Below are 14,132 nucleotides of genomic sequence, written 5' to 3' on the forward strand. Positions count from 1 at the left end.
CGCGAGTCGTCACTCCTCGGCAGGACTCAGTCTCGCGGACTTCTCGACGGAAGCGAGCTTCGCGGGGTCGAGTCCCCACGAGTCGAACGCCTCCTCGATTGCGGGAATCCGGTCGCGGAGTTCGTCGGGCGCGTGCGAATCCGACCCCGCGACGAACTCGACGCCGCGGTCGGCGAGCGCCTCCCGGAAGTCGCTCGCGGGGTGGAACGCGCCGTAGTCGCCGAGCGCGCGTCCGGCGTTGAGTTCGGGGACGGTTCGGGACCGCGAGAAGGCGTCGGCTATCAGTTCGTAGTGGTCCGAGGTGGTGTACCCGCGGAGGTCGGGCGTGCGTTCAATGAGGTCTGCGTGGGCCGCGATTTCGAACAGTTCCGACTCCACGAGGTCGGCGAGCGCGTCGTAGTAGTCGTCCACGATTCGGCGGCGTTCGGACTCCGAGCGGTCCGCGAAGGTGCTGTGGCTCTGGACGTTCTCGCCCTCGACGCGGTGGACGCTCCCGATGGCGTAGTCGAAGCCCGAATCGGCGAGGAACGCCCGAATTTCGGCCTCGTCGTCGGGCGCGTAGTCAAGTTCGACCGCGTCGTAAATTTCGAGGTCGTATCTCTCGCGCAGGCTCTCGATTCCCTCGCGCCGGAGCGGGTAGGTCCGGTCGAGAGTCATGCCGTACTCGTACTTCGCGCGAATCATCCGGTCGCGCTCGGAGACGTTGCAGTGGTCGGCGAACCCCACGGCGTCGAGTCCGGCGTCGGCCGCGGCCCTGACCATCCGGGGCATGGCCGTACCGTCGGAGTAGTTCGAGTGGACGTGGTAGTCGTGAGCGACGGCGGCGTCGCTCCGGGGCGCGTCGGTCATTCGAAGACCGGGCTGTCGTCTTCCATCGCTTCGATGTCGCGCGCGAGCGACCGGACCTGCTCGGGGAACAGCGCGACCTGCACCTCGTTTCCTTCGGCGTCCTCGCAGACGATTTTGACGCGCTTGTCGCCGAACTCGCGGGCTTCGGCCGTCTCCACGTCGAACAGTTTCGCAGTCCCGGTCTTGTTCGAGGGACCGACGTTCTTGATGGCTCCGTCCTTGAGTTCGACCATGAAGTCGTCGAGGATGAGATTCAGCATACCACGTCGTTCGGTCGGGACTGCCTTATAACCGGGCGGGGCTTTCGAGGACGACACGGTTTCGTCACTCCGCGGATTACGACTCACGTCTCTCAGTCTCATTCATACATTACGTCACTCGACGGTTACGCGTCGGCTTCGGCAACCCAGTCTGGTCGTTCCACAGTCGTCGAACCGAGGTCTGTCAGATACCACTCCTCAGACGTGTGCGTGTTCCGTTCGGTTCCAGCGAGTGTTTGTTGGTAACGGTGGACGAGTGCGTCTTCATCGACGAACGCGTGAACATCGAACCACTCTACTTCCTCATCACCCGTGCCCCCCTCCATGTTGCTGAACCGATACAATTCCTCGTCGTTGACGGTTTCCGCACCGACCTTGCGCATACTGGCCTCTTCGAGTCGTGATGTCCCCGTGAAACTGCCTTTGGAGAGGGCTATCTCGTGCGGTTCACCCGAAGTTGTCGTCCATTCGCCATCGGTTCGCGTCCGCAAGAAAATGGTCGAGTCGTCGTTGAAATAGATTTCAAGTCGGTCTACATCGGGTTTTCCAATCAACGTTCGCCCGGACACGACGGCATGGACGTGGTTGCCTTCGACGCGAACAGTCCATACAGTATGACGCTCGGAGTCGCCGGTCTCGCGGTCGAGAGATGTTCTGGCCCACTCAAGCGTTCCGGTACGCGTAGCGAGTTGGTCGCCATGAGCGTTGGCGAAGGTGTGATGGTCAACGATTTCGCCGTCTTCGACACCTGGAATATCGCCGTTCGCCATCGCAATGCTGTCAGTAGCGCCGGAACACCCCGCTATCGTCGTTGCAAGCACGAGCGTAGTACCGGACCGGAGGAGCGAACGTCGAGACAGGCGTGTCATAGCACAATAATGTTGAATATCTAATTATATATCTTTGTGGGTAGTCCTGTTTGAGTTAAGAACGACCGAGAAATTCGCACCACGAACTGCTCACGTCAATTACTGTCGGACCCGAAGGATTTCGACAGCGCCATACACCTAAATCCATCTCCCGAGTCGAACCCAACACTTTTTCAGACCCTCCCGCGAACCCCTCGGCCATGACCCTCGACCCGGTGCATTTCGACGGCATCGCGGGCCTCGCCGACCACATCGACTACGACGCCGAGGACCGCGACCACCGGGAGTTCGCCGAGACCGTCTGGGAGAACTACCTCGACCCGCTCTACGGCGACGACGGCCCGATACTCGAACCGCTCGACGACCTCGCTCGCAAGCGCGTGAACGTCGAGGACGTGGCGCTCGCGCAAGCCGAATTTCCGACGGTTCACGGTCTCGACTCCGGAACCCTGAACCCGAAGGTGTTCAAGAACGGTCTCGTCCTCGACGTGGCCCACGCCGCGATGAGCGCCACGCCCTCGGACCTCGCGCTCCACGACTGTCGAACCGTGGTGAAGGCGGTCCACTCGAACGACACCACCGAGAAGTTCGAAACCGAGTGGGACTCGTACAACGACGGGAGCGAACGCCGAATCGTCCACACCCACCTTCCCGAAAATCAGTACGAGGAGGACGTGGTCCACGCGCTCGCGCTCTACCTCGCGGAGAGTCATCACGCGCTCGAACACGCCGCCGAGGTCTCGGACTTCCTCCTGCTCGACGGTCCCCTCTACCCGAAGGGCGTCCTCCGGTGGTACTACCGGAGTTCCGTGTTGACTCGCCTGTTCGAAGAATCCGACCACGTCGGCCGAATCCTCGACAACTACGTCGAACTGGTCGAGTCGTTCGTCGAGCGCGGCGTTCCACTCGCGGGGTTCGTCAAGAACGTCTCCGCGAAGTCGGTGATTCGAACGCTCAAGCGGAACGGAGTTGGCCCAGTTCCGTGGGCCCACGACGCGGGCTTCTTCTCACAGGTGTTAGAGCGCCGGGAGCTCGTCGATGACGAGTACGAGCGCCTGACCGACGAACTCACGCTGACGAACTGGTTCGTCTCGACGGCGGGGGCCGACGACTTTTTCGCCGACCCCGAAAAGGGTCTCATCGACCGGACCCTCGACCCCGACCAGTACCGGGTCACGTTCTGCATCGTGTACGACCCCCGACGGGACCTCGTGTTCAAAATCGAGGCCCCCTACGCCTTCACCGAGGACGAGGAGACGCGCCGGAAAATCGAGCGCCAGATTCTCAAGGAGATAGCGACCCGTCGCGGCCCGCCACTCGCCATCTCGAAGGCCGACGAACTCGCCAAAATCGACCGCGGGAGCGCGAGTTCGCTCGTCAAGTCGTTCGAGGAGTCGCTCGACACGGAGTTGGACGACAACTACAACGCGATTCGCTGGGGGAAAAATTACTGACGATTGCCGTCTCCGTTACTGCGGTTCCGCGGTCTCGGTTTCGGACTTCTCGACGGTTAGCTCCACGTCCACGGGGTCCACGCCGATGCGCGCGAACTGGGTCCTGACGTGTTCGCGGGCCGCCTCGGTCGCCTGGTCCTTCGTGTCGAAGCCGCGGGGCATCGGGGTCTCGAACGCGACGTTGACCTCCTCGCCGTTGACCTTCTGGATGGTCCCGCCGCTCTCGACCTGATAGAACTCATCGCAGACCCAGACGTAGGGGGCGTCCTCGTCGGGCGCACCCTTGAACCGCGGCGCGCGCTCGCCACGCTCGTACAGCGTCCCGGTCAGGGTCGTCCCTCCGGCTTCGCCACGGATGAGTAGCATGGACGCCGATAGGATGTCAGGAGGTAAAAGGCGTGCGACTGATACTGTCGGCTGTAATCCTTTGAATAGCAGTACGCAGAAGACGAGGAGTAGAGCCGAGGGAACGTCTAGTCTCCGGCGGTGATTCTCACGTACTTACAGCCGACAGTATGAACAGACCGACCCCGGACGAACGCGACCGGACGGGAGGGAAACGTGTTTGTCGCAGGCGCGCATTGCCCGGAAACGATGACCGACCTCGGCGACTTCGAGAGCTTCGAGGGCGACGCCGACGCCTCCGAAGCCGACGACCCGACTCCGGACGCCCCCGACGCCGACGACATCGCTTCCGAGGGCGCGACACCGAACACCGCTGACGGCGACTCCGCAGTCGCGAGTTCGACTGCGGACGACGACCGCTTCGAGCGGATGGACCCCGAACCGGTCGGTACCGACCGGGGCATCGGCACGCTCTCGGCCGCCGACGGCCTTCGAATCGGGGAGGACGACGACGACACCCGCATCCGGGCGTACGTGACCGCGGACAACCGTGAGGACGTGCGCGTCGGCAAGTATCTCCTCGCGCCGTATCCGGACGGCGAGAAGCTGTTCTGTCGGATTTCCGGACTCGCGTACGAGCAGGAGTACCTCGTGGACGACGCGACCGAAATCCACTCGAAGCGCGCGATGCGCCGCGACGACATCGAAGAGACCGACTACAAACTGCTGGCGACGCTGGAACCCGTGGCGGTTCTCTACTCCGACGACGGCGAACTCAAGCGCCGGATGACCGACCGCGTACCCAAGCCCAAGACGGTCGTCCGGCAGGCCGACGACAAGGCCGAAATCAAGACCGGCCTCAAAATGCCCGAGGACGGCGTGTTTCTCGGTCACCTCTCGGTCGGGGGTGAGAAGGTCCGGACCGCCGCCGAACCGCCGACTATCGACTACCGACTCAAGGACGACTACGCCGACGGCGACCCGCTCGTGTTCCGTCACACACTCGTCGCCGGAGGCACGGGGTCGGGGAAAACCCACGGCGCGAAGAACGTGCTCCGGCAGTTCCTCGCCGAGGAGCGCCGGTACGACATGGAGGACGGCGCGGAACGCCGGGCCGCCGTCGTCCAGTTCGACCCGCAGGACGAGTACGCCCAGATGCACGACGACAATCCAGACGTGACCGACGCCGACCGCCGAGCGTGGGAGCGAGAAGGAGTCGCCCACGGCGGCCACGAGGACACCGTGGCGTTCGTGCCGAAAATCGACGGGAGCGACTACAACGCCAGCCACCACCGCGCCGAGCAGGTCGAGTTCACCATCCCGTTCTCGATGGTGCAGGGCGCACCGTGGCTCATCGCTGGCGCGAGCCTCAACGACAATCAGTACAATGCGCTCCAACTGCTGCTCGAACGCTTCTTCGACCAGTACGGGAGGTCGGGTGCGTACGGCGACTTCGTGAACTTCATCGACGACCCCGCGCTCCGCGAGGAACTCGACGAGTCGGGGCGCGTCCACGAAGCCACCTACGACGCGGTCAAGCGCCGCGTCATCAGCACGACGTTCAGCAACGTCTTCGACCAGGACGCCCGGCCCATCACCGACCAGATAAAGAAGTTCGTGCGGGCGGGCGGTCTGACCGTGGTGCCGACCTACCACCTCAACGACTCGCGGGCGACCGAAGTGGTCGTACTGGCGCTGTCGAGTCTGCTCGTAGACCAGAAACTGTCGAACTCGCCCCACTACGACCGCATCAAGGAGACGCCCCTCGTGGTCGGGATGGACGAGGCCCACAACTTCCTGACCGACGCCGACAGCGTGCAGGCCCGGAAGGTCATCGGGAAGTTCACCGAAGCCGCAAAGCAGGGCCGCAAGGAGCGACTCGGCCTGTTCCTCATCACCCAAGACCCCCAGGACATCCACGACGCGGTGTTCAAGCAGATAAATACCACTGTCGTGTTGAATCTAGGTGACGAGGACGCCATCAAGAGCGTCAACATCCCCTCGGAACTGGAGGGGAAGGTGCCGTACATGGAGAAGGGCCAGATGGTGGTCTACTCGCCGGACAACTCCGAACCGGTCGAAATCACCGGCCTGCCGAAGTGCGTGACGAAACACGGTCGGGAGTAACGCGATTCGGGCGGCGCGTGCGCCGCCCGAATCGCGAACGAGTCGCCGAAGTTCTCAGATTTCGAGAACTGCCTGTACACTTAAACAACGGACGTGCGTACGTTCGCGCATGGGTAAGACGATACTCGTCCCCATCGACGGCTCAGAGCAGTCCGAGACCGCGCTCGAATACGCGCTCTCCGAGTTCCCCGACGCCGACATCACCGTGCTGAACGTCTTCGACCCCATCGACGCGGGGTACGACGCGCCGGTCGGGATGCCCGGCGGGTCTCAGGAGTGGTACGAGAACGCCAAAGAGCAGAGCGAGGCGCTGTTCGAGAACGCCCAGCGAACCGCCGACGAACACGGCGCGACCCTCGACACCGCGACCGAGATGGGCCGCCCGGCAGGCGTCATCGTGGAGTACGCGGGCGAGGAGGAGTTCGACCAGATAATCATGGGGAGTCACGGTCGGTCGGGCGTCTCCCGAATCCTGCTCGGGAGCGTGGCCGAGACGGTGGTCCGGCGCGCGACGATGCCCGTGACGGTGGTTCGGTAAGACCACTTTTCGGGAGGATGGTCTAATAGCGAGACAGCGCGCGAAGCGCGCGCACTACCGATTGTACCGCGAGCGAAGCGAGCGACTTTTTTGGTCCAGATTTTTGCGCCGAGCGGTTCTCGGAGCGGTCGAACGACGTTCGACCGCTCCGAGAACCCGAGGCGTAAAAAGGTGGTCTCAGAAGATGTTCGCCTGCCGATAGACGCTGATGCCTTCGTTCGTAATCGCGTAGGGCTTGATTTCCCGGGAGTGGTTCGCGTCCCGAATCTTCTGAATCTCGACCGCGAGTCGCGTCTCTCGAAAGTCGTCGCCCGCCCGGATGTAGCGCAGAATGAACACCGCGTCCACGAGGTACTCGATGATGCCGTGTCGGGAGGCGTAGGCGCTGTCCTCGCTGGCCTCGCTGGTGAGCATCGTCGTCACGCCCGCCCGTTTCAGGCTCTTGGTGAAGTCGTACACCTCGTTTCTCCGGGTGGCTCGGTCGTCGTACATCATCTCCAGCAGCGAGACGGAGTCGAGGACGAGTCGAGACGCCCCGAACTCCTCGACCAGTCGAGGCAGGTCGTTCCGGATGCTGGTCAGACTGTTCGCCATCTCGATGGGGTCTAAATCGATGACCGCGAGTCGCCCGTCGGCTTCGTACTCGTCGAACGCCCACCCCTTCTCAGTCGCGGTGTTGACGATGCGGTCGCGGCTCTCTTCGAGGGTGATGAACACCGCGCTCTCCCCCGCTTCGAGCGCCTCGTGGAGGAACTGAAGCCCGAACGTCGTCTTGCCGGTCCCGGCCGACCCGACGGTCGTGATGAGCGACCGCTCGGGCACCCCGCCCTGAATCATGCTGTCGAGACCTTCGATGCCGATGTCGATGCGCGGAATCGCCGACTCGAACTCCTCCTCGTCGAACTCGGTCTCCTCGAACGGCTGGCCACCTCCCATCCCGAAGTCGTCACCGCCGCCCATTCCGAAGTCATCGCCGCCGCCCATTCCGAAGTCATCGCCACCGCCCATTCCGAAATCGTCGCCGCCGCCCATTCCGAAATCGTCGCCGCCGCCCATTCCGAAGTCGTCGTCCCCACCGGCCTCCCCCATCCCGAATCCGGCGTCCGAATCGGCGCTCGACCCGCCGCTCGGGGTGCCGCCGCTCGGAGCGTTCTGAAACGCGGTGGCGAAGTCGTCCTCGAACAGTTCGTCGTCGCCGTCGTCGGGTTCGGGGTCGAAATCGTCGTCGGTGTCGAAGTCGGGGGCGGAGTCCTCATCGGAGAATCCGCGGTCGGTCGAATCCCCGGCGGTATCCGAATCGTCGGTCTCGCTCGGTGATTCGGTCGTCGCCTCGGATTCCGATTCGGATTTGAGGTCGGTCGTCGCATCCGCTTCGAGTTCCGAGTCGGCTTCGGCGTCGCTCGCCGCCGGTTCGGACTCCGAATCGCCCGACTCCGCTTTCGCGTCGTCGGATTTTGCGTCCGTTTCGTCGTCCTCGTCTTCTCGGAGCGCACGCTCGAACCAGTCGTCGTCGCTCACGTCGTCCACCTCCGCGGGAGTCGAGCGCGCGTCGTCATGTGGAACACCTCGGACCCCCCGCATTTGAATGTTTCTCGGCGCGGGCGCTCGAATCGCGAGCGATTCGAGCGCCCGCGCGTTGCCGTCGCAATTGGAATCACTGTCACGACAAGCGAAGGGTAGTTACGGAACGACGCCGACGTGACGCATATGAAAGCCGCGCTCATCGTACTCGACGGGTGGGGACTCGGAAGCGACGACGGCGGCCGAAACGCCGTCGAGGCCGCGGAAACGCCGAACTTCGACCGACTGGCCGAGACCGGGGCGTACGGCACCCTCACGGTGTCGGGTCGGCGAGTCGGCCTGCCCGAGGGCCAGATGGGCAACAGCGAGGTCGGCCACCTCAACATCGGCGCGGGCCGGGTGGTTCGACAGGAGTACACCCGAATCACCGACGCCATCGAGGCGGGCGAACTCGGCGACAATCGGGCCATCGACTCGGCGTTCGAGTACGCCCGAGAGAACGACGGCCGGGTCCACTTCCTGGGTCTCGTCAGCGATGGCGGCGTCCACTCCGACCAGAAGCACCTCTACGCGCTCATCGAGTTGGCGGCCGAGCGTGGCGTCGAGGCCGTGACTCACGCCTTCACCGACGGACGAGACACCCCGCCCAAGAGCGGCGCGGGCTACCTCGCGGAGTTACGGGAAGTCATCGACCGCGAGGGCACCGGCGACGTGGCGACCGTCTCGGGGCGGTACTACGCGATGGACCGCGACCAGAACTGGGAGCGCACCAAGCGCGCCTACGACGCCATCGTGGAGCGCGAGGCCGACCACACCGCCGAAACCGCGGTCGAAGCGGTCGAGCGGAGCTACGACCGGGGCGACACCGACGAGTTCGTGGACCCGACGCTCGTGGCGGGCGGTCCCGCACTCGATGCCGGCGACAGCGCGCTCTTCTTCAATTTCCGGTCGGACCGCGCGCGCCAACTCACTCGGATGCTGGCCGACATCGACCCCGTCTGGGAGTTCGACACCGACCCGCCCGAGATTCTGCTCGCCACGATGACCGAGTACGACGCCGAGTTCGACCTCCCCGTGGCGTTCGCCCCTCACCAGCCGGAGGACACGCTCGGCGAAGTCCTCTCGGAGAACCGCCTGACCCAACTCCGCATCGCCGAATCCGAGAAGTACGCCCACGTGACCTACTTCCTGAACGGCGGGCGCGAAGTCGAGTTCGAAGGCGAACGCCGCGAAATCGTGGCGTCGCCCGACGTGCCGACCTACGATTTGAAGCCCGAGATGAGCGCGCCGGAAGTCACCGACACCGCGATTTCGGTCGTCGAGAGCGACGACCCCGACGTGCTGGTGCTGAACTACGCGAACCCCGACATGGTGGGCCACACGGGCGATTTCGACGCCGCCGTCGAAGCCGTCGAAGCCGTGGACGCCCAACTGGGCCGTCTCGTGGACGCTATCGAAAATGCTGGCGGGCATGTCCTCGTGACCGCCGACCACGGCAACGCCGACGACATGGGGACGCCCGACGACCCCCACACCGCCCACACGTACAACCCGGTCCCGTTCGTGTATCTCGCACCCGAGGACGAGGACGGCGTCTCCGCGCGCTCTGCGCGCGGAGACGCCGAGCGCACGCAGGGCGACCGCTCCGGCGGCAAGACGGTTCGCGAGGGCGGGTCGCTCTGTGACATCGCGCCGACGATGCTCGAACTCCTCGGGGTCGAACAGCCGAAGGCGATGACCGGCCGGACGCTGTTGAACTAAAAGGGATTATTTTAGGTACAAAGCTAATAATGCGAAGAGTCCAGCAAGTCCACTCCCAATAGCGATTGATGCGACAGCACTCTCACCATTTTCGAGGGTGGCAACCACTATCATTATTAATATAGGAATTGGTGTAGTAGCTGCAAACTGTGGATGCTCCGAATAAAATCCTAAATAATGGGAGATTTTTATGGATAGAAGGAGAACAATTATTGCTAAAAACAGGTAAAATATTGAGATATGTTTAGAAGTAGTCCATATATAGTAGTTGCCAAGTAGTATAAGTACGATACTTAAGATGGCGGATAGATAGATATCTCGTTTTATCATACCATGATATCCACGCCAGAAGCATAAATCTCTTACCCCATATAATATTATAATATTATATTATTTATAATAAAATTAATTCGGCGGACAATATTAAAAACGACTGGTCTCGCAATCGGTGGGGTTGGTTTTACTGGAACGGCTCTCGCAAAAGGCGAAAAGAAAAAAGGGACACGGGCTAACAGACCCGAGTTTTCTGTGTTGGCTGAAGATAGCCAATCTGGACTCTACACAGCAAAAAGCGAAAACGAAATCACCATCTATCGGATTGACGAGTCCAAGGGTGGTCAAGTTATCAAGACACCAGTTGGTGATGTTACCAACATAGAGTCAATCACTGCATCAGACACAAAGACGGTTGATGTCGAATGGTCCGACGTTCAGACTCAGAGTGTTAGTACACAAGACGTGACGACGCAGGGCCCAGGCGTGTCAGTCGTTGATCGGTCTAAGGAAATTGACCGCACCATCGGCGGTTGTAAGACTGACAGTGACTACCGTCACCAGTACAACGGTATCACATTTACTCTGAGTGAGCCTGCTGATGTTGTCGGTAAGGCAACAATTTCAGAAGCCATCGGTGCCCTCGGTTTGTACTATCTCGGAACGGGCCCCGTCGGTGCCCTTATCAGTTCGTTGGCAGCCATCGCGGCGGCAGCCATTCTCTCGCTGTTCACCGGTCGAAATTACACTGTCTGCGCGAAAGACGGGTACATTGACTGGGAAGGTGGCTACTCGCCGCAGATCAACGGCGTCGTCGCCAACAGCTACGATGCTTCCGCATCGTCAACTACGGACATCGCGTTCGTCCCGGACGTTCACATGGGCGGTGACCACGAAATCAGTGATGATATAGCCCACGACAATCCGTGGCAAAAGTAGAATAGCACGAACCAGTCTGTTCACACCGTTTTATTATTTTTGTATCTCTGAAGGGATTTGGTAGCTCAAGGAGAGAAGTTCCAACTCTATGGATTATAATCTAACCGATAGCCCTCGATTCGAGTCCGAACGCATTTGTTCGACCGGGACCGAACAACGCGGTATGCTCTTGCCACTTCACGTCGGAATCGGACACCCGAGCCTCGTCTGGATAGCCGCGAGCGCGATACTCGCGTTCGTCGCGGGTCTCGTCGTCAATCTCTACCGGTCGTCGGGCGACGACGCGCCCGCGCCGTCCGCTCCCGAGAAGAAGGCCGAGTAGCCGCCCTTTTCGCTGTCGTCTCACCGACGGTCGTACACCACGTCGCCGTCCACCACGGTCAGCGCCACGTCGATGTTCTCGATGTCGTCGGGATGCTCCCACGGCGACCGCTCCAGCACCGTGAAGTCGGCCCTTTTGCCCGTCTCGATGGTTCCGAGTCGGTCTTCGTCGAAGCCCGCGTAGGCCGCGCCGAGCGTGTACGCGCGGAGCGCCTCGGTGACCGAGAGGCGCTGGCGCTCGGCGGGCGCGTTGACCGCCCAGTGGACGCCGAGCAGCGGGTCGAGCGGCATGCAGTCGCTCCCGAACGCGAGGTTCGCGCCCGCCTCAAGTAAGTCGGCGAAGCGGTTCGACCGCTCGCGGCGCTCGGTGCCGAGTCGGGCGTCGTAGAGGCCGCCCTCGTCGGCCCACTTGAGGAAGTTGGGCTGGACCGACGCGACGACGCCCGACTCGGCGAAGTAGTCGAGCGCGTCGTCGTCGGTGAGTTCGGCGTGTTCGACCCGGTGGCGGGCCGCGCCGGGGTCGTCGGTGTCGTCGTAGGCCGAAAGCACCTCCCGGACCGCCTCGTCGCCGATGGCGTGGGCGGTGAGTTGGAACCCGGCGTCGTCGCCCGCGGCGACGAACTCCCGGAGTTCGTCGGGTGCGACGACCCACTGGCCGGTCGCGTCACCGTCGGTATCACTCTCATTCTCGGCCTCGGGGGCGTCGGCGTAGGGTTCCGAAAGCTTCGCGGTTCGGCCGCCGAAGCTCCCGTCGGTGAACGTCTTGACGCCGCCCATCTGGACGAACTCCGACCCGTGATTCGTTCGGAGACCGATTTCGGTGAGCGCGTCGAGGTGATCCGACCAGTAGTTGATGCGGACCCGGAGCGAGAGGTCGCCGTCGAGTTCCATCTGGCGGTACACTTCGGGGTCGCGGGAGTTCCGGACCATGTCGTGGACGCCCGTGACGCCCCTGCTGTTGGCGTCGTTCTGAGCGGCTTCGAGGAGGTCTCGGGTCTCGGCCGCGTCGGGTTCGATGGCGTCGTAGAGCACGTCGAGCGCCTCCTCCACGATGACGCCGGTGGGTTCGCCCCCCTCGGTCTGGACGTCCTCGTTGGGCATCGCGTCGGCGTGGCGGTCGAGCGCGACGGAGTTGACCGCCGCGGTGTGGAGGTCCTCGCGGAACGCCGCGACGGGCCGGGACTCGCTCACCCGGTCGCAGTCTTCGCGGGTGAGATACCGAGACTCGTCCCACGTGCTCTCGTCGTAGCCGAAGCCGAGAATCCAGTCGCGGTCCTCGTTCGCGGCGTCCGCGAGGAGTTCGACGCAGTCGTCGGGCGACTCGGCCGCCGAGAGGTCGGCGTGGACGAGCGACCGCCCGACGTTCCGGAGGTGGGTGTGGGCGTCGATGAACCCCGGCAGGAGGACGCGCCCGCCGAGGTCGATGACATCAGTCTCGACACCGTTCAAGAAGTCGAGTTCGTAGGCGTCTCCGACTCGGACGATTTCCCCGTCCCGGACCGCGACCGCCTCCGCGGTGTCGTCGCCGTCGGTGAGGGTGTGAACCGCCGCGTTCGTGAGTAGGAGGTCTGCTGCCGCTGTCATACCCGAGACGTGCGGTGGCAAGGCGATAACCGTTGGGGAACCGGCGGCCGCAGGAAAGTCGAGACGAGCGAAATAGACGGGACGGTGTGAACGGCGGCCTACCGCGTCACCGCCGAGAGGGTGACGTACCGGCCGTCGGTCACCTCGACCTCGTAGCCGGAGAAGGGGAATCTCGTCGTGCCGCCGATTCGCGGAGTGCCGTCGTATCTGTCGGCGAAGATGGCGTCGAGCGCGTCGGGGTCCACGAAGTCCGCGAGGGGGTCCATCCTCGCGGGGTCGGCGTTCGCCGCGTCGGCGACCGCCGCGATTACGGCCTCGCTCACGCGTTCGCCGTCCGCAACGTCGTATCTGAGCGTCGATTCGGTACTGTGACCTGTCGTTTCGTTCTCTATCATGTATTTCCACGGACGGTCGAAAGCCGCCGGAGAGTCCTCGCCGGAGGTTCGGTACCGACCGGCCTACCCCCGACGGTTCGCTGCTGAACGGGTTTATAAGGAATGCCTCGTCGGACGTGTCTCGAACTCCGTTATTCGACCAGCGCGGCCCCGACCAGATTTCGAAGCCCCCGGCGGAGGCGCTTCGAGACCGCTCGCGACGAGATGCCGAACTCCTCGCCGAGGGCTTCGAGCGTCGTCCCGCGCGGGTCGTCGAAGTATCCGGCTTCGAACGCCCGGAGAAGCGTCTCGCGCTGCTCGTCGGTCAGGCCGTACTGCTCGCCCGCCTCGAACTCCATGAGGGTGTGAATCCAGTTGAGGCGGAGGTCGATGTCGTTGTCGGCGCAGTACTGCTGGAGGGCGGCGACCGCCTCGTGGTCGGGCGACCGGAGCCGGAACAGCCAGATGCCGTCCTGTCGCCGGACCTCCAGCAGGGTGGCGTCCGACGCCAGAATGCCGTCTATCAGGCCCGGTTCGGTGGTCCAGACCGCCTCGACCAGCGCGCCGTTTTCCACCCGGTCGAGGACCGCGATGCGGTCGATTCCCGGATTCGTCTCGACCGACTTCACGAACGCCTCGATGTCGTCGCCCCACACCCAGAAGAACGGCATCACGCCGTTTCCGGTCGGGACGATGCGTTCGAGTTCGACCTGCATCTCCGGGGTTGCGGACAGAGTCTGCCCGAGGGGGAAGTCATCGACGGGAACCGCCAACTCCGCGATGACGCTCATTTCGGTGACGTTCGGGGCGATTACGTAAGGAGGTTTTGGCGACCGAGCGCGGCCGTGGGGCCCCCGCGGGGGGGGCCCCGCCCCCCCCCGGGGGGGGCCCCCCCCCCCGGCCCCGTCGGCACCACA

The 14,132-nt window shown here is 63.2% G+C and carries 15 protein-coding genes; 6 read left to right on the forward strand and 9 right to left on the reverse strand.

Annotated features, from left to right (window positions below; genetic code table 11):
* Positions 1–9: 9 nt before the first annotated feature.
* The 3 genes from EKH81_RS03555 to EKH81_RS03565 all read right to left on the reverse strand — a co-directional run bounded on the left by EKH81_RS03555 (position 10) and on the right by EKH81_RS03565 (position 1,978).
* Positions 10–849: a PHP domain-containing protein gene (locus EKH81_RS03555; RefSeq protein WP_162224407.1), complete on the reverse strand. Its 840-nt coding sequence runs from the start codon at positions 847–849 to the stop codon at positions 10–12.
* Positions 846–1,109 carry a hypothetical protein gene (locus EKH81_RS03560; protein ID WP_162224408.1) on the reverse strand — a complete coding sequence of 88 codons (264 nt, stop codon included), beginning with the start codon at positions 1,107–1,109 and terminating at the stop codon, positions 846–848. Before EKH81_RS03560 ends, EKH81_RS03555 begins: the two co-directional genes overlap by 4 nt.
* A gap of 125 nt (positions 1,110–1,234) precedes the next feature.
* Positions 1,235–1,978, reverse strand: coding sequence for a DUF7537 family lipoprotein (locus EKH81_RS03565; RefSeq protein WP_162224409.1), 744 nt, complete (start codon positions 1,976–1,978; stop codon positions 1,235–1,237).
* 200 nt (positions 1,979–2,178) lie between these two features.
* Here EKH81_RS03565 and EKH81_RS03570 point away from each other — a divergent pair, with 200 nt between their 5' ends.
* Positions 2,179–3,432, forward strand: a complete 1,254-nt coding sequence (locus EKH81_RS03570) for a DNA double-strand break repair nuclease NurA (protein WP_162224410.1) — start codon at positions 2,179–2,181, stop codon at positions 3,430–3,432.
* 15 nt (positions 3,433–3,447) lie between these two features.
* On the opposite strand, the gene EKH81_RS03575 is transcribed toward EKH81_RS03570, so the two are convergent.
* Positions 3,448–3,798: a DUF7113 family protein gene (locus tag EKH81_RS03575; RefSeq protein ID WP_162224411.1), complete on the reverse strand. Its 351-nt coding sequence runs from the start codon at positions 3,796–3,798 to the stop codon at positions 3,448–3,450.
* Positions 3,799–4,026: 228 nt separating this feature from the next.
* On the opposite strand from EKH81_RS03575, the gene EKH81_RS03580 reads away from it, so the two are divergent.
* Entirely contained in the window at positions 4,027–5,904 is a 1,878-nt protein-coding gene (locus EKH81_RS03580) for an ATP-binding protein (protein ID WP_162224412.1), read from the forward strand.
* Positions 5,905–6,013: 109 nt separating this feature from the next.
* Entirely contained in the window at positions 6,014–6,442 is a 429-nt protein-coding gene (locus EKH81_RS03585; protein ID WP_162224413.1) for a universal stress protein, read from the forward strand.
* 177 nt (positions 6,443–6,619) lie between these two features.
* Here EKH81_RS03585 and EKH81_RS03590 read toward each other — a convergent pair whose 3' ends face one another.
* Positions 6,620–7,960, reverse strand: coding sequence for a KaiC domain-containing protein (locus EKH81_RS03590; RefSeq protein ID WP_238392107.1), 1,341 nt, complete (start codon positions 7,958–7,960; stop codon positions 6,620–6,622).
* Between the two features lie 189 nt (positions 7,961–8,149).
* Between EKH81_RS03590 and gpmI the strand changes: the two genes are divergently transcribed.
* Positions 8,150–9,724, forward strand: coding sequence for a 2,3-bisphosphoglycerate-independent phosphoglycerate mutase (gpmI, locus tag EKH81_RS03595; RefSeq protein ID WP_162224415.1), 1,575 nt, complete (start codon positions 8,150–8,152; stop codon positions 9,722–9,724).
* A 6-nt stretch (positions 9,725–9,730) separates the two neighbouring features.
* On the opposite strand, the gene EKH81_RS03600 is transcribed toward gpmI, so the two are convergent.
* Entirely contained in the window at positions 9,731–10,054 is a 324-nt protein-coding gene (locus EKH81_RS03600) for a hypothetical protein (RefSeq protein ID WP_162224416.1), read from the reverse strand.
* A 201-nt stretch (positions 10,055–10,255) separates the two neighbouring features.
* Here EKH81_RS03600 and EKH81_RS03605 point away from each other — a divergent pair, with 201 nt between their 5' ends.
* Positions 10,256–10,936 carry a hypothetical protein gene (locus tag EKH81_RS03605; protein ID WP_162224417.1) on the forward strand — a complete coding sequence of 227 codons (681 nt, stop codon included), beginning with the start codon at positions 10,256–10,258 and terminating at the stop codon, positions 10,934–10,936.
* 163 nt (positions 10,937–11,099) lie between these two features.
* Positions 11,100–11,258: a hypothetical protein gene (locus EKH81_RS19235; protein ID WP_202935043.1), complete on the forward strand. Its 159-nt coding sequence runs from the start codon at positions 11,100–11,102 to the stop codon at positions 11,256–11,258.
* 20 nt (positions 11,259–11,278) lie between these two features.
* On the opposite strand, the gene EKH81_RS03610 is transcribed toward EKH81_RS19235, so the two are convergent.
* From EKH81_RS03610 to EKH81_RS03620, 3 genes are all read right to left on the reverse strand, one after another.
* The gene (locus tag EKH81_RS03610) at positions 11,279–12,841 is read right to left on the reverse strand and encodes an amidohydrolase (protein WP_162224418.1); all 1,563 of its coding nucleotides are present in this window, start codon (positions 12,839–12,841) and stop codon (positions 11,279–11,281) included.
* Between the two features lie 98 nt (positions 12,842–12,939).
* A complete protein-coding gene (locus EKH81_RS03615; protein WP_162224419.1) occupies positions 12,940–13,236 on the reverse strand; it encodes a DdfA family disk-determining factor in 297 nt (98 codons plus the stop codon).
* A 131-nt stretch (positions 13,237–13,367) separates the two neighbouring features.
* Positions 13,368–14,006 carry a helix-turn-helix domain-containing protein gene (locus EKH81_RS03620; protein WP_162224420.1) on the reverse strand — a complete coding sequence of 213 codons (639 nt, stop codon included), beginning with the start codon at positions 14,004–14,006 and terminating at the stop codon, positions 13,368–13,370.
* Positions 14,007–14,132 lie beyond the last annotated feature (126 nt).

Origin of the sequence: Halorussus amylolyticus (assembly GCF_004143485.2) — an archaeon.
GTDB classification, from domain to species: Archaea; Halobacteriota; Halobacteria; order Halobacteriales; family Haladaptataceae; genus Halorussus; species Halorussus amylolyticus.